The sequence below is a fragment of the Sphingopyxis sp. genome (genome assembly GCF_965279755.1).
Classification (GTDB): Bacteria; Pseudomonadota; Alphaproteobacteria; order Sphingomonadales; family Sphingomonadaceae; genus Sphingopyxis.
Map to the genome: position 1 here is coordinate 2986311 of NZ_OZ257261.1, position 15423 is coordinate 3001733.

A 15423-nucleotide genomic window follows, 5' to 3' on the forward strand; every position below is an offset into this window, starting at 1 on the left:
ATGGAAAGAGGCAGCCGTCGCTCATAAACCCATGCTGCTCCCTTCTTACGATAAATTACGAGATCGGTGCCACCACCCATCCTTCCCGAATATTCACTCGCATAAAATGCTGCCGTCGAGCCATCGTCCGATACGAACGGTAAGGACATAGCTAGAACAGACACCGGCCAAGGCTCTTTCCGGATCAGTTTTTCTATTTCTGAGTCGCTATGGACTACCTCGTTTTCGACAAGCCAAGTTTTCAACGCAGGGCACCGGCTGACGACGCTAACATCCCGTGTCTCTGCAGCACCCCGTAACAACAGAGTATCCGGGTTTTTCTCGGGTTGCGGCGTCTCCCCCAAGTTCGCGTCGACCTCTTGCAGCGTCGGGCCATCGAGCGGAGCGCGGGTGTGGACGGCGATTGGTCTTTTCTCGTCGTGCTTAAAGTCAGCAGCATGTGCAATGGTAACGGCACATGCGCTCTCAATCGGCGAAATTGTATCGCCTAGGGGAGCGCAACCGTGCAGCACAAATATGCACGACAGCAATGTGAGAGGCCTGCAAGACATCGCCTACGATCGCACCGCTCTTGCCATTTCGCAACGTCCGCTTCCCACCCCATATCGGACGTTCGCCCGCACTAACGTCGGAATGGCAGGAATCGGCCGATTGCCGACACTCCAAGGCGGCGTTAAACTGATTGAAGGGGGAAGCGGTCAGTATGGCAAAAGATGGAAAGCGTGCGCGATGGCGCGAGGCTGGTGAGCCCCTTCCAGACGTCGACGAGTATCTTTTCGGGAGCGGCTTGTCTCTTTCGGATTACACCCTTTCGGCCGAAGGCGTGGTCAGTTTCCGAGATAAAGCGGGTCGAGAATTTGACCTGCTAATCGACCATCCGCAGCTTGAGGCCGCTATCAAGGAGAGGCTGGAAGCTCTAGGCGCCAGAGAAGCATTTTAGCAACTTCCCCTTTCCACCCCATATCGGACATTGAGCATTTTCATCGGATCGCCTTCGCAAGCTCCCGCAAATACCGCGCAGCCGCCTTGGTCCTACCCGAATAGCCCCCATGCTTGCGCGCATGGCTGTTGCCCGTTGGCGCGCCGGGGTTAGTCCCCCCGTGCATTCGGCATCGCCGCTTACCGTGAACCGCTGGCGATTGGCACGCCATTCCCGCTCGCGTCCGTGCATGGCAGCGCGGCGCCTTCGCCAGTTGTTCCGGTTGCATGGGATTGTTTGCCGAATTTTTCATTTTCTACCTTCCCCCCATGATGATGGATTTCATCGGCGATGACGGCTTGGCCCCCTTCATTTACGTGGACGTGCCGCACGGTCTGTTCGCGAGGCTGGTGGAGCTTGGCCAGCGCCTCCAGACTGGCGCGACAATTCGCCTGCGCCTTGAACGCCAGCCGCGCATAGCGTTCGGCGGCCAGCGGATAGTCGCCGAAATTCAGGGTGGCGCGCCGCGCCAATTCGGTGAACATGGCATCGAGCGACAAAGCCTGTGCCGTTAACAGCTGGCTTGCCAGCGTCGTATCGCCCTTACTCGCCAGTTCGGCCTTCGTTTTGATGACATTGGCGAAATGGTCGAATTGCGGGTCGCCGGGCGGCTTGCCCGCCATTTTGTCTGTCAGCCCTTTGGCGACGATCCCGTGACGCATAAACGGAGCCACCATGACCCGAGCCATGGTTTCCGCTTCGCTTTCGCCTTCGTTCGCCTGGACTGTCATCACGTTGGCCGCAGCGGCTGTTTGTCGCTTCGCGGTCATGCTGCTTCGCTCCATCGAAAAAGGGTTAGCGCCGATGCGTAGGCCAGTGCGGCGATTTGCGGAGACCAGTCGGGTTGCCACCAGCCAATCAGGCTATCTGTCCTCCTACCCCATGGTATAGCTATGTGTGTGGCGGAATCCCGAACAAGCCACTTTGGCGGAATACTGCCACTTCTGCTGTTTGGCGTATTGAATTGCCATACCGGGTCGGGTGCCAAAATGGGCGGGAAAGCGGCCAACGTATCGCAATCCAATACCGGCAATCGGCCAAGGTCGCGGTCTTTGCGATGGGCTTTCAGCGCGCGCAGCCCGCGCTCCATGCGCTTGCGGGCTTTGGTTTGCGGTGCCGGTTCGCGCTCCAGCATCTCCCACGTCGGTTGCTTGCGACCCGGACCGGTCAGCCACGTCAATCGCCAGCACCGTGCACGTGACTTCTCAGACGCCTTGATGTTGAAATGGCCTTCCTGCGTCATTTCGATAAAGCCCATTTCGGCCAATTCATCGAATGCGCGACTGGCTGCCGTCAGATCGGCGATGCCCATCCGGTGCGCAGCGTCGCGCACGCTTAAATACAGGCTGCCATTGTTGCTGCCGTTGTCCAGCATCGCTAGTTCGACCAGAAGCGCCCGCGCGTTCGGATAGAGGCCACGATAGGCGTTGCTGCGCAACAGGCGATGGTCCAGTCGCACAAAGCGGCTGGTCAGGCTTCGTCCGGTCGCATCCGGCCGTCTGGCCTTGCCCTTGCGTGTCATGGGCGCAGGCCTAACCGGCAATCAGTGCGCGCAGCGACGCAGCGGGAATGAGCGTGCGCTTGCCAATCTTGCGCGCCTCCAGCCGTCCCTCGCCAATCAGCTGATATAGGCGAGTGCGGCCAAGCGACGAAACGCGACTGGCCTCGTTGATGGAATAGGCGAGCGGTTCAAGTGCGTCATTCAGGGTAGTCATGGGAGATCCTCCGTCCGATTGTGAACGGGGTCGATCTAAGGCGGCTGAACGCGTCTAGTCCGCCGAATACCGTCTATTAATAACAAAAACCGGGGTTTCCATTACTCTTGTTCCCATGATTGAAGCGCCGCAAAGATAGCTTTCCCATGAGTGCGCAAAACAGATTCCGATGGATGGATGTCTTGCGCGCCTAGCCATGAACCTAACGCCCGGCTTACGTCTGCGATGGTATTGGGTTTGAAGTCGCCCCGATAGTAGCGGCCTGCTATTTCAAGCGCTGCGGCCTCCCAATCAGCTATTGGCGGTCGCCCGCCTTGACTGGTGGCGGGATAAGATGGTGTCGGCAGCGCCGCGTCATCTTCGACATGGTTCGCAAGTAGCCTTGGTTGGAAATCGATATCCCACGCAGAAAACCATTCCTCTAAATAATTGCTCGCATTAGTGGGCGTTTCGGGCGGACAAACTGCCGTGCAGAAACGATTGTTAGCGAAAGCCCATTCATAAACGGGGCAATCGGTCATTTCGAGCTTTTCCAAATCGACGTGCGCGTTTGGCCATTCATGGTTGTCGAGTTGCTGGCGTTCTTCGGCAATCAGATCCGCAAGGACTTGCCAACGGTTGGGTTTCAAAATCTCATTAGACCCTTCGAGCTGGTAATGCTCGCCCCACTGATATTTTTGCCATCGAAAATAGCCACGCGAAACCAACTGTCCGCGACACAATAGGCTGAGCACCGCCATTTGGGGGCACGGTATTCCTTCCATCCCCAATCGATTCACCGCGTCATCGAGGCCCATGCTACAGAGAGATAAATTTCCATCGGGATCGCAAAACCCCCACTGCCACTGCTGGATTATTTTCAGCGCAGCATCTGCTCTCGAATCGGGGGTATCCATGAGCGTCTATGCACCGCCTTCAGCTTTGCGCGCCAAGCGCTTGTTCTTTGCCGCGCCCAGCCGCTCCAGCGGGTTCACAAGCGCTTCGTAGCGCCCAAACAGATGCTCAACCCGGTCGCGGTCGGTGGCGAAGGGAGCGGGGCGATAGAGGCGGTCCACGGCGCGGTCCAGCGCGGCATGGGCGCCGCGCAGATCGGCGGGCATGGTGTCTGGGTCATATAGGTCGGCAAGGCTGGACGTCGGATGCGCGGCGCGGGCATCGAGCACCGCCTGCGCCAGCGCCTCCACCTTGGAGCGCTGTGCTGGCGTGGTGTCAGGCCACGGGAAGGTGTTGTAAACTAGGCCCGGAGAATAGCTGAAGTCGCTTTTCAGGCGTCCTCCAACATGAGCAAGCCATGACATATGTGCGCGGCTGGTCAAAACTCCAAAATGCCACAATCCGGCACCTTCCATAACCAGCAGCTTGTTGCTGGGGATCGCAGGCGGCGTAACCCAGCCGATTGGCACATATTCGCGCCGTTCGGAACTAACCTCAGGCATTACCAGAAAGGGGGCATCTGGCACGACGGTCACATGATAGGCGGTGGGGTTGTCGGCCAGTTGCTTTGCCAGCTTGCCCGTTCCCGTGGATCGAAGGTGACGCACGGCAGCAATTCGAGCTTTGACATGGGGCATTTCCCGAATTTCGGCTGGTGCCAAATCGGCGGTATGCAGAATCCATCGGCCTTCACCGTTGATGAACTCATAACCACCGAGAAAAGGCCGCATTACCTTTGCAGCGCTTGGCTCCAAAGCTAGAAATTCGACGCGCTCGCTGGCATCAAAGATGTATTTGCCCCCATCTACAGGCTTGGTGCCTACGCAGATACGGGGCGCGCCTTGCAACGATTGGCTAGCACGGTTCACCACCAAATGGCGATTTGCTACACTCTTCGCATCGAACAAATAGGCGGTTAGCGCCCCGTGGCGGCTTTCCACCGGGTCGCCTTTGATGTCGGGGTAGCTGTATAGATGTTTTTCCGTTGGCTCGTGGTCACGGTGCGCCAGTCCCACAATCACCACATGCACTTGGGCCTTGCCCCGCGCTTCACTGCCCCAGCTGAAGGTGCGATGGGCGAAAACGATTTCCAGCCCGTGCCGGTCAAACAGGATGGGCCATAGCTGCGCCACCTGTTCCCCTTGGCAGATGGAATTGGTGGCAACGAAGGCAATGCGGACGTGACGGTTGCCTTGCAGATATTGCCCTGCCTTGATGAACCACGCTGCCACATAGTCCAATCTGCTACTGCTTGCGCCGTATGCAGAAACGAGGCGAGTAAACTGCTCCTGTTGTGTTTCAGTGCGCCAGACGAACCCCACAAACGGCGGGTTGCCCATGATGTAGCTGCATTTTTCCGGCGGCAACAGCGCGGACCAGTCGGCCTCCAGCGCGTCGCCGTGCAGGATATGCGCGCTGTCCTTCAGCGGTATGCGTGCATAGTTCAGTCGGAACGCCTCATTGATCGCGTTATTGGCGATATGGTCCATCATCCACATGGCCACTTCGGCAATTCGGGCCGGAAATTCCTCAAATTCGATGCCGTAAAATTGATCGACCGTGACGCGCGACAACAGCGCGGCGTCGATTTGCTGGTCGCCATATTGCGCCTTCAGCGCCTCAAGCTCCAGCCGCCGGATTTCGCGATAAGCTATGACCAGAAAATTGCCGCATCCGCAGGCCGGGTCGAAAAAGGTCAGTCGGCTCAACTTGTGCTGAAACTCGGTCAGCGCCTTGTCCCGGCCGGTCCTGCGCGACCTGATAGTTGCAAGTTCGGCCTTCAGATCGTCCAGAAACAGCGGTCCGATGACCTTCAGTATATTCGCCTCAGTGGTGTAGTGTGCGCCCTTCGCTCGCCGCTCTTTGGCATCCATCACGGATTGGAACAGCGAACCAAATATGGCGGGCGACACGCCGGACCAGTCATGCCGCGCCGCGTCCAGCAGATGCTCGCGCATGGATTGCGTGAAATGCGGCGTCCTAAGCCGACCAGCAAACAACCGGCCATTGACATAGGGGAAGGCATTCAATTCGGCCTGTAGCGTCGTCTGGCGGGCATTGTCGGGGGTATCGAGCACGTCGAACAGGTCATTGAGCACCCGGCCGGTATCGCTGCCATCCGGTTTCGTATCATTTTCGACCAGCTGGAGAAAAATGTCCTTTGGCTGGAATATGCCCGTGTCGTCGGCGAATAGGCAAAACAGCAATCGGACCAGCAATTGCTCCAGATCGTGACCGGAATATCCCGACGCCTCCAGCGCATCGTGCAGCTTGCCCATCAATTCCGCCGCCTTGATGGTGACGCCCGCCTGCGTCTCAAAACTGACCTTGCGGCCCAGCATGAAATCGAACGCGGTAATATGCTTGTGCAGGTCGCCCAGTCGGAATTTCAGTTCGGCGCGGGTTTCGAGGTCCAGCAAGACCCAGGACTGGAAGTCGCAGGTCAGCACCCATCGCGGTTGCTGCGTCGGGTGCAATCCCTCCACATAATCGAGCGCCTGCCCCTGCGCGCGGCCAAGGTCCAGATTGCTGCTTTTCTGTTCGACCAGCAATGTGCCCGGCCAAAACAAGTCGATAAAGCCATGGCGGCTGTTCAGCAGCTTTACCCGTTGCTCATAGATCGCGACCTGCTTGCGCTTGATGCCGAATATCTCGAAAAATTCATTGTAAAAGGTCTGCGTCTGGCCGCGCTCATAATGCGCATCTTTCCATTCGTCGCTGAACGCCTTGGCCCGCCGTTTGATTTCGTCCCAGCCTAAGCGCATCTGTCCCCCTTTGTTCGCAGGGGTCTATCGCCGTCCGGTCAATCCGCCAAGCCGCAAGATTTCATCCCGTTGCGCGGTCGGGAAAGGGCACAATGTCCGCGCCCTTGCGCAAAGTGTCCAGATAGTCGCTCCACCATTGCGCCATTTCGACCCTTTCCTGCCAATGCGCTCCACGATGATAGGCAGCGCGCACCTTGTCGGTATCGCCGTGCGCAAGCGCCCGTTCGATAGCGTCGGGGTGCCACTTACCGCTTTCGTTTAGCAATGTGGACGCCATCGCGCGAAAGCCGTGCGCGGTCATTTCGTCGCTGGCATAGCCCAACCGCCGCAATCCGGCATTGATGGTATTTTCGCTCATCGGGCGGGCGCGGGTGCGGATGGACGGGAACACATATCCGCTTGGCCCTGTCACCGAATGCAGATCGCGCAGGATTGCCACCGATTGCTGCGAAAGGGGGACATGGTGCGCCTTGCCCATTTTCATCTTGCCCGCCGGAATTGCCCATAGCGCCCCGTCCAGATCAATTTCGCTCCATTCGGCATGGCGCAGTTCGCCCGGTCGCACAAACACATGGGGGGCCAGTTGCATCGCCTGTTTGGTCAGCGCCTGCCCCTCATAGCCATCTATCGCGCGCAACAGTTCGCCAACGCGCTTGGCGTCGGTAATGGCCCCATAATGCGTGACCTTTGGAGCCGTTAGCGCGCCGCGAAGGTCGCGCGTCGGGTCAGACCGCAACCGCGCCGTCGCCACCGCATAGCGAAACACCATGCTGGCCAGCTGCAACGTGCGCCGCGCGCTTTCCAGATTGCCCTTGGCCTCAATCTTGCGCACCGCCGCGAGCACGTCGGCAGGCTCGATTTCGGATATGGCCAGCCGACCAATGCTGCCACGCAAGAGGGACAACAAATATTCGCTGCGCGTCGCCGTCGCGGGGGACCAGCCCTTCTCCCCGTCACGCTTGCGCTTGGCGCAATATTCGTCGGCAATCGCCATGAACGTGTCCGCTGCCTCAATGCGCGACCGCACCTTGTCGCGCTGCTTTTCTCGCGACGGGTCGATACCCTTGGCAATCATCGCCCGCGCATCGTCGCGGCGCTTGCGGGCATCGCTCAGGGTCACGTCCGGATAGGTGCCAAAGCCCAGCTTCTTTTCGCGCCCGTCGATTCGGTATTTCAGCCGCCATAGCTTGCCGCCGGACGGCTGGACCAACAGGAACAGGCCCAACGCATCGGCCAGCTTGTAAGGCTTGGTCCGGGCCTTCGCGTTCCGGATCGCAATGTCGGTCAATGCCATGTGCCGCGCTACCTAGGTCGGTAGTGGCCCCCACGCTGGGGGCCATTCCCATCGGTCGCCGCGCGTGGCCCCCACCATGGCCCCCTGAATTTGGCGGCTACAGGTGAACACTACCGGCCGCTGGCGACCTGATAATGCGACAATACTGCGCTTTTCTGGGGCTTGTCCAGACAGATACGGCCAATGCTGAACAGAAAATTGGAGCGGGTAGCGGGAATCGAACCCGCCTAGCTAGCTTGGAAGGCTAGAGCATTACCACTATGCTATACCCGCGTTCCCAAGGCCGCGGCGATTGCCAGTTTGCCCGGCCGCCGTCAAGCGCTACCCATATTCACACATCGACCGAGCGGTCCATCGCCTCCATATGTGCCTCCGGCGGCTCGCAGGGGGCGGGCGGCTCACCCGCCGCCGTGCTGAACCGCGCGCCGCGTTCCAGCGTGCGGTGGACGGGGCAGCGTTCGGCGATTTCCATCATCCGCGCGCGCTGGTCGTCGTCGATCGGCCCCTCGATATCGATGCGGACATTGAACTGGTCCGGCCGGGGATCGCTGACGTCCTTGTCGTGGCCGACCGCGGTGCGGATACGCGTCACGGGCCATTTCTTGTTCTCGGCATAAAGGCGCAGCGTCATCGTCGTGCAGGCGGCAAGCGCCGAGGAGAGCAGGTCGAAGGGGCTGGGCCCCGAACCCAGTCCGCCGACACTGACTGGCTCGTCGGCCAGAAAGACATGGTCGCCCGAAGCGATCGCGACCTGAAACTTGCCGTCGCCGGTTTCTTCGGCCTCGGCATCGACGGTCGGCGCGGGCGTATCCGTCGGCGCGGTCAGATAGGGCGCGGCCCAGGCGGCGATCATCGATCCCACGCGCTCGACATCCTGAGGCCGCGTCAGCAGGTGATCGGCGTCGTCCAGGGAGAAGAAGCTTTTGGGATGGCGCGCGGCGACATAGATTTTGGTCGCATTCTCGATCCCGACGGTGTCGTCCAGCGGCGCGTGCATCACGAGCAGCGGCCGGCGCAGCGCCGCGATCCGCGCGCCCTGATCCTGTTGCCGCAGATCGTCGATCAGCCCGCGTCCGACGTGGAAGCGCCGACCGCCAAGCAATACGTCGGCCGCCCCCTCTGCATCGATCACCGCGAGCGCGGCGGGATCGAACTGATGGAGCGTATGGGCGACATCGAAGGGGGCGTTGACCGTTGCGACGGCGCGGATCGCCGGGAGCGCGCCGGCGGCCGCGATCGCCGCCGCACCGCCCAGACTATGACCGATCAGCAGCGAAGGCGCCTTGCCTTCGTCGGTCATCGCGCGCGCCGCTGCCTCGATATCCTGAACATCGACCGAAAAACGGCTGTCGGCAAACTCGCCCTCGCTGTCGCCGAGACCCGCAAAGTCGAACCGGAGTACGCCGATACCCTGCCGCGCGAGCAGGCGCGCGATACGGACGGCGGCGCGGTTATCCTTTCCGCACGTAAAGCAGTGCGCGAAGATTGCCCAGCCGCGCACGCGCCCGCCGGGCATTTCCATCCGCCCGGAAAGCTGCTTTCCGTTTGATCCCGAAAAGTGAAATGGACGCGTGACCATTGTATCCCCTTTCGATCGCGCACCGACTCCGGTCGCGTCCCGATGATCGTCCGCGTTCGCGCCTCGATTGTCCAACAGGAACTTTTTCAGATGATGACCGTTTCATCCACGTAGTCGAAATGCAGGATACACCGGCGAGGCAACAGGTTGCCCGTCCTTCCGGAGGCACAGGCCGCCGCGAAGGTCGGCTTCGTGCGGCGGCCGAACAAGGAGACATCAGATGTTCAAATGGGCTTTGATCTTTGCAGTGATCGCGCTGCTCGCGGCGGTTCTTGGTTTCGGTGGCATCGCCGGCGCCGCGGCTGGTATTGCAAAGATCCTGTTCTTCGTCGGACTGGCGCTCGTCGTGCTGTTCCTGATCCTCGGCGCGGCCGCTGGACGGAAGGTGGTGTAGCCGCTGGCACGGGCCGAAATATTTCCGCGATACGCGGGAACCATTCAGTCCGGACGAGCGTTTATATTACCTATCCGATCGAAAGAGACGGTAGAATTCGCTTCCTGTCCTCGGACGGAAGCCAAGGAGCCCCGCCGCAGAAATGCGACGGGGCTTACTCTTTTCCGGCCCCCAAATTTCTGGCCCCAAAAGGCGCATTTCGCTTGCGCCGCCATGAACGGCGGGCCGTTTCTGCGACATCTTGCGACAATTTTTCGTCCATCCGGCAACGGTGTGGGACAAATCGCCCTTAGAACGGGCTCATTGGGACACCGCGGATCATTCGATCCTGTCCTCTGGTTTAGTCCTTTGACGAGGAGTTCGTTACGTGAAGAAGAAGCTCTCTTTCCTGACCCTGGGCGCGGCGCTGATCGCCGTTCCCGTCCTCGCGGCTCCCGGCGCTGCCGACCGTGATGCCACCCAGACGCGCGCCGAGGTACAGTCGCGCGCTACCGAAATGTTCGCCAAGCTCGACGTCAACAAGGACGGAAAGCTCGACGCGAGCGATCGTGCCGCCAAGCGCACCGAGATGCAGGCCAAGATGTTCGACCGTCTCGACGTCAACAAGGACGGCAGCATCAGCAAGGCCGAGTGGGACCAGCATGGCGCCGACCGTGCGGCGAAGCGCGGTGAGAAGCGCGCCGACGCTGGCGCCGGTGACGGCAAGCGCGGCATGCGCGGCCACGACGGGAAGCGTGGCGGCCATGGCATGATGATGGCGCGCGCCGACACCGACGGCGACAAGGTCATCAGTCAGGCCGAGTTCCAGGCCGCAGCGCTCGCGCGCTTCGATGCCGCCGATGCGAACAAGGACGGCAAGGTGACGCCTGAAGAACGCGCAGCCCAGCGCGAGGCCTGGAAGGCGAAAGCCGGCGAATGGCGCGGCAAGCGCGGCGCTCCGCCTGCGGCGCCCGCCGGCGAATAATCGATTTGGCAGGGGCGGCCGCGCGGCGGCAGCTTTTCTCCCCCCTCCCTGGCATTGCCTTTGCTTGCCGTCCCTGCCAGCTATCGCCCACCGGTCCTCGCGGCCGGTGGGCGAACTATTTTGTTTGACGGACGAACCATGACCGACACGCCGCGCATATTGCTGATCGACGACGAGCCCTCGATCCGCGAACCGCTGTCCGAATATCTGGAGGCGCAGGGCTTTGCTGTGACCGATGCGGCGAATGCCGCCGAAGCGCGGTCGGTGTTGCGGGCACAATCGGTCGATCTGGTGGTCAGCGATATCATGATGCCCGGCGAGGATGGTCTGTCGCTGACGCGCCACCTGCGCGAGACGAGCAGCATTCCCGTGATCCTGCTGACCGCGCGTGCCGAGGATACCGAACGGATCATCGGGCTGGAGATCGGCGCCGACGATTATGTCGTCAAACCGTTCAACCCGCGCGAGCTGGTCGCGCGCATCCGCACCGTGCTGCGGCGCACGCAGACCAATGGACGGGCGCTCGACAATAGCGGGACGAGCTATGCGTTCGGGCCTTGGGTGCTCCGTGAGGTCGAGCGCGTGCTCGTCGACGAGGAGGGTATAGAGGTCGCGTTGTCGTCGGGCGAATATCATCTGCTTCACGCCCTTGTTCGTCACCCGCGTCAGGTGATGAGCCGCGACCGCCTGCTCGATCTGGTGCGCGGGCGCGAGGCGGATATTTTCGACCGCGCGATCGACAATCTGGTAAGCCGCCTTCGCAAGAAGATCGAGATCGACGCGGCGCACCCGCAGATCGTCAAGACGGTGTGGGGCGGCGGGTATACGCTCGCGTGCGAGGTCAAGCGGCTGGGGCCGGCGACGTGAAGTTGAGGCTCTGGCCAAAAAGTCTGGTCGGACAGCTGGTCTTCGCTGTCGCCGCGATGCTGTTCGTTGCGCAGGCGATCAATTTCACTTTGCTGTCGCGCGGGCTCAAGCAACAGACGCTGGCGCATGGCGGGGGCATGGCGGTCGCGCGCGTGATCGATGCGATCGAGCGCGACCGGCGCGGTGAGTTCCGGCGGCCGCCGAATGACGAGGAAGAGCGCGAGCGTGCGCAGAAGCTGATGATATCCTCGACACCGCCCGATCTTCCGACCGGTGCGGTGCGGCTGCCCGAACTGTCCAGCTATATCAGCGGGCTGCTGAGCGACACCAATATTCATGCAGAGTCTATCGAGGCGTGGGCTCTGCCGCCGCGGTCGAGGCAGCGGCTGCAGCGCGCGGCTTTTCCGGATCGTGCCGTCATCGTCGTCGCGAAAGTCGACGGACGTTATTTCGCTGTCCGGTCGCGGATCGCGGCGGGTGGAACCCGCTTGTCGGGCTTCCTGATCTGGCAGACGCTTTCGCTCTATCTGCTGCTGCTGATCCCGATCGTCGTCATCGCCTATCGCGCCGCGCGGCCGCTGCGTGACCTGACCCGTGCCGCACGCGCCAACCCGGCGATGCGCGACGCCACGCCGCTGGAGGAAGAGGGGCCGTCCGACGTTCGCGACCTGATCGCGGCGTTCAACGCCTATCGCACCCGCATCGCGACGATGTTGTCGGACAAGGACCGGATGCTGGGCGCGGTCGGCCACGATCTCCGCACCCCGCTGGCCAGCCTGCGCGTGCGCGTCGAGGGAGTCGAGGAGGACAGGCTGCGTGAAAAGATGATCGCCTCGATAGACGAGATGACCGCGATGCTGACCGATATCTTGGCACTCGCCCGTTCGGGGGCGGGAACGGAGGCGCAGGAGCGCGTGCCGCTCCGCGAACTCATCGGGGAGCTAGAGGCCGATTATCGCGAGCGCGACAAGGATGTGGCGGTCGGCGATGTCGCCGATGTCGCCGATGTTCACGTGCTGGTCCGCCCGATGCTGCTCAAACGCGCGCTGCGGAATCTCGCCGACAATGCGCTGGCCTATGGCGTGCGGGCACGGCTGTCGGTGACCGCAGCGGCTGGCCGGGCGCGCATCATCGTGTCGGACGACGGTCCAGGGCTTACCGAAGAGCAGATTCGGACGCTGATCGAACCCTTTGCCCGCGGCGAGCAATCGCGCAATCGCGCAACCGGCGGTGCCGGACTTGGCCTGTCGATCGCACGCGAGATCGCGGAGGGCGAGGGCGGAGCGCTCACGCTCGCGAACCGTAACGGCGGCGGGCTCGATGCGGTGATCGAATTGCCGGTTCAGGCGTAGATCGCGATTGCCTGACTGCCGCTCAGCACCGGCTCGCCTGCGCGGTTCCACAGCATCATGTCCTGCACCGACAGGCCGCCGCGCGCATAGCCGGTCTTGGCCGACAGCAGCCACCAGCCGTCGTCGGTCGTCGGCGTGCCGCCGAGCATGTTGACCGTCCAGTTCATCGAGCTGATCGGGCCGAATTCGCTGAACAACGCCATCGCGGCCGGCGGCAACGCGTCGCCGAGAGCGAGCAGCTGGATCGCCGGATGACAGTCCGGCTGCTCGACGAAGCGGACCCACGTCAGATATTCGCCGACGTCGCTTTTCCAGGCAAAGCGCGGACCGGTGGTCGGGCGCATGTCGAAATGCCGGACGAACGATGGGCGTGCCTTATGCTCGGGAACCGGTTCCAGCGTTTCGGGCGCGGGGGCATCGGGCATCGTCAGGCGGTTGTGGTTTAGATGGCTCGCGCGCTCGCCCGAGAAGGCGAACACTGCGGCGGTCCCGAAGCCCTGATCGCTCGACACGCCGGCGTCGATGAACAGGCTAGATTTCGACTGGCGCAGCACCCGCGTGTTCACGGTGCAATCGCCTCCCACGGGGCCGACGAAGCTGATCTGCGCATAGCGGAGCGGCGCTTCGGTCGGGTGGAGCAGCATTGTCCCCGCGAGCGCGACGGCCGAGCTGATGCCGCCATAGGCGGTGCGACCCTGCATCCAGCCTTCGTCGATATGCGCGGTCGCAGCATCGCCATCGGCGCGCACGGTGGAGAGAAGCGCGTCGAGCGCGCTGGGAGAGGTCGTCATCTTTGCCTTAGTCCTCGATCTGGAACGTCAGCCCCGCATTGGCGGTAAGCCGTTCGATCAGCGCATCGCCGAGCAGCGCGCCCGGGGTCCATACCCCGCCGGCGCTCTTGTTTTCGAGCAGCGCAATGCCGGTTTCTGCGATCATCTTCGACGTCGATCCATAGCCGGGGTCGCGGTCGCCCTGAACCGAGGCGCGAACGGTGGTGCCGTCGGGATATTCGCCGATGAAAAGGACGTCATAGAAGCCGTTCTCGCGCTGCTCCTTGCTCGGGCCGTCGCCGGGCTTGATGCTGGGGTCGAAGGGATTCGCCTTTGCCATCGCTTCGGCCATCGCCTTGCCGGCGTCGCCGATCGTCGTCATCACCATCTCGTCATAGACCAGATCCTCGCCCCATTTATGACCGAGCAGGAAGTTGGTGCGGTGGACGTTCTTGGTGTTGATCGGGGCCATCACGAACGGCGCGGTCCAGGTGCCGGTCGCGCTGTCATATTCGGGGACGAGCCCGGTTGGCTGTGATGGCCCCTCGAAGCCCGGGGTCAGCGCGAAGCTGGACTTCAGAAGCAGCGCGAGCGACGGCTTCTTCGCGATAGCCTTCAACGTTTCGGTCAGACTCGCGATCGTGCCGCCCGACGCGCCGCCTGCCATCTTGCGGACGCGGCCCTTGACGCGCGGCGCGGGCTTGCCGTGGCGTTTGATCGCCTCGGCCTGCAGGAAATGAACGCCGAGATCGAAGGGGATCGAGTCGAAACCGCAGCTGAAGGTGATGCGCGCGCCAGAAGCCTTGGCGGCCTCTTCATGTTCGTCGATCATCTCGCGCATCCAGCCGGGCTCGCCGCAAAGATCGGCGTAAGCGGTGCCGGCGCGGACGCACGCGGCGACGAGTCCGTTCCCATAAAGCTGGTAGGGGCCCACGGTGGTCAGGACGACCTTCGTGCTCGCCGCCATCTTGTCGAGGCTCGCGGGATCGCTCGCGTCGGCGACGATCAGCGGCGTTTCCTCGCTGGCGCCGATCAGGTCGCGGACCTCGGCGAGCTTGTCGAGGCTGCGCCCCGCCATCGCCCATTTCGGCGCGTCCTTGCGACCCTTGTAATGGTGCGCGAAATATTCGGCGACGAGACGGCCCGTGAAGCCGGTCGCGCCATAGACGATGATGTCGAGATCGCGGGTTCCCGCCATGGCCATCCTCCCTTTACGTAAACGTTAAGTGGAGGCTAGCGCAGGCGGGAAGGCTTGCCAAGCGCGAAGCGTCAGCGGCGCCACCAAGGGCGCTTTTCGACAACGACCGGCGCGTCGACCGCTTCCGCGCGGCCCTCGGCGCGCGCGGCGCGGAGCTCCGCATTATGGGCGTCGATTTCGTCCCGGCGTTTGCGGCGCAAGCCGTCATAGCTCCAGCGGGTGTTGCCATAGCCGAAGAGGCACAGCAGGCCGCCCGCGATCGCCAGATTCTTCATCGCCATCATCGCCTGCATCGGGTCGGTGAAATCGCGGTGGAAGAAGAGGATCGTGAGTAGCACGAAGCCGGCGAGCAGCACGGAGAAGAGCCGGGCATAGATGCCGAGCGCGATGCAGACGCCTGCGATCAGTTCGAACAGGCCGGTCGGGATCGCGAGCCCGCCCGGCAGGCCTGCGGCGCTTATCATCGCGCCGGTGTCGGTGACGTGAATCAACTTGTTGATCCCCGACACGATGAAAATCACGGCGATGAACAGGCGGCCGATGAAGACGGCGATCATGGACATAGGGAATCCTCCACTCGCGCCCCGTCCGCTGTGCAGACAGGACGCTTGGG

At 62.0% G+C, this 15423-nt stretch carries 16 protein-coding genes and 1 tRNA gene; 5 read left to right on the forward strand and 12 right to left on the reverse strand.

All coding sequences use genetic code 11. The features are described from left to right. The first annotated feature begins 703 nt into the window (after positions 1 to 703). Positions 704 to 940 (forward strand): hypothetical protein, encoded by a 237-nt coding sequence (locus ACQY80_RS14640; RefSeq protein ID WP_428681094.1) that lies wholly within the window; start codon positions 704 to 706, stop codon positions 938 to 940. 40 nt (positions 941 to 980) lie between these two features. Here the strand turns inward: ACQY80_RS14640 and ACQY80_RS14645 are convergent, their stop codons facing one another. The 9 genes from ACQY80_RS14645 to ACQY80_RS14685 form a co-directional block, all read right to left on the reverse strand. Next, positions 981 to 1232 carry an HGGxSTG domain-containing protein gene (locus tag ACQY80_RS14645; RefSeq protein WP_428681096.1) on the reverse strand — a complete coding sequence of 84 codons (252 nt, stop codon included), beginning with the start codon at positions 1230 to 1232 and terminating at the stop codon, positions 981 to 983. Further along, positions 1120 to 1749, reverse strand: coding sequence for a hypothetical protein (locus ACQY80_RS14650; RefSeq protein WP_428681098.1), 630 nt, complete (start codon positions 1747 to 1749; stop codon positions 1120 to 1122). The genes ACQY80_RS14645 and ACQY80_RS14650 overlap by 113 nt, the downstream gene beginning before the upstream one ends. Beyond that, a complete protein-coding gene (locus tag ACQY80_RS14655; protein WP_428681100.1) occupies positions 1746 to 2501 on the reverse strand; it encodes a hypothetical protein in 756 nt (251 codons plus the stop codon). The genes ACQY80_RS14650 and ACQY80_RS14655 overlap by 4 nt, the downstream gene beginning before the upstream one ends. A gap of 10 nt (positions 2502 to 2511) precedes the next feature. Continuing rightward, positions 2512 to 2694 carry a helix-turn-helix domain-containing protein gene (locus ACQY80_RS14660; protein ID WP_428681101.1) on the reverse strand — a complete coding sequence of 61 codons (183 nt, stop codon included), beginning with the start codon at positions 2692 to 2694 and terminating at the stop codon, positions 2512 to 2514. A gap of 101 nt (positions 2695 to 2795) precedes the next feature. Continuing rightward, positions 2796 to 3590 (reverse strand): hypothetical protein, encoded by a 795-nt coding sequence (locus ACQY80_RS14665; protein ID WP_428681103.1) that lies wholly within the window; start codon positions 3588 to 3590, stop codon positions 2796 to 2798. 6 nt (positions 3591 to 3596) lie between these two features. Further along, a complete protein-coding gene (locus tag ACQY80_RS14670) occupies positions 3597 to 6392 on the reverse strand; it encodes a DNA methyltransferase (protein WP_428681105.1) in 2796 nt (931 codons plus the stop codon). A 61-nt stretch (positions 6393 to 6453) separates the two neighbouring features. Continuing rightward, positions 6454 to 7686: a tyrosine-type recombinase/integrase gene (locus ACQY80_RS14675; protein ID WP_428681107.1), complete on the reverse strand. Its 1233-nt coding sequence runs from the start codon at positions 7684 to 7686 to the stop codon at positions 6454 to 6456. Positions 7687 to 7885: 199 nt separating this feature from the next. Then, positions 7886 to 7959 (reverse strand) — tRNA-Gly (locus ACQY80_RS14680). 58 nt (positions 7960 to 8017) lie between these two features. Further along, complete coding sequence (locus ACQY80_RS14685) at positions 8018 to 9265, reverse strand: bifunctional alpha/beta hydrolase/OsmC family protein (RefSeq protein ID WP_428681109.1); 1248 nt, start codon at positions 9263 to 9265, stop codon at positions 8018 to 8020. A 220-nt stretch (positions 9266 to 9485) separates the two neighbouring features. On the opposite strand from ACQY80_RS14685, the gene ACQY80_RS14690 reads away from it, so the two are divergent. The 4 genes from ACQY80_RS14690 (at position 9486) to ACQY80_RS14705 (ending at position 12842) form a co-directional block, all read left to right on the forward strand. Then, a complete protein-coding gene (locus tag ACQY80_RS14690) occupies positions 9486 to 9659 on the forward strand; it encodes a DUF1328 domain-containing protein (protein ID WP_428681111.1) in 174 nt (57 codons plus the stop codon). 367 nt (positions 9660 to 10026) lie between these two features. Beyond that, a complete protein-coding gene (locus tag ACQY80_RS14695; RefSeq protein ID WP_428681113.1) occupies positions 10027 to 10623 on the forward strand; it encodes an EF-hand domain-containing protein in 597 nt (198 codons plus the stop codon). Between the two features lie 138 nt (positions 10624 to 10761). Next, complete coding sequence (locus ACQY80_RS14700; protein ID WP_428681115.1) at positions 10762 to 11490, forward strand: response regulator; 729 nt, start codon at positions 10762 to 10764, stop codon at positions 11488 to 11490. Beyond that, entirely contained in the window at positions 11487 to 12842 is a 1356-nt protein-coding gene (locus ACQY80_RS14705; protein WP_428681117.1) for a sensor histidine kinase, read from the forward strand. The genes ACQY80_RS14700 and ACQY80_RS14705 overlap by 4 nt, the downstream gene beginning before the upstream one ends. Here ACQY80_RS14705 and ACQY80_RS14710 read toward each other — a convergent pair. From ACQY80_RS14710 to ACQY80_RS14720, 3 genes are all read right to left on the reverse strand, one after another. Continuing rightward, positions 12833 to 13633: an acyl-CoA thioesterase gene (locus ACQY80_RS14710; protein ID WP_428681119.1), complete on the reverse strand. Its 801-nt coding sequence runs from the start codon at positions 13631 to 13633 to the stop codon at positions 12833 to 12835. The genes ACQY80_RS14705 and ACQY80_RS14710 overlap by 10 nt on opposite strands. A 7-nt stretch (positions 13634 to 13640) precedes the next feature. Continuing rightward, positions 13641 to 14810 carry a saccharopine dehydrogenase family protein gene (locus ACQY80_RS14715; protein ID WP_428681121.1) on the reverse strand — a complete coding sequence of 390 codons (1170 nt, stop codon included), beginning with the start codon at positions 14808 to 14810 and terminating at the stop codon, positions 13641 to 13643. 71 nt (positions 14811 to 14881) lie between these two features. Further along, a complete protein-coding gene (locus tag ACQY80_RS14720; protein ID WP_428681123.1) occupies positions 14882 to 15373 on the reverse strand; it encodes a DoxX family protein in 492 nt (163 codons plus the stop codon). Positions 15374 to 15423: the final 50 nt, after the last annotated feature.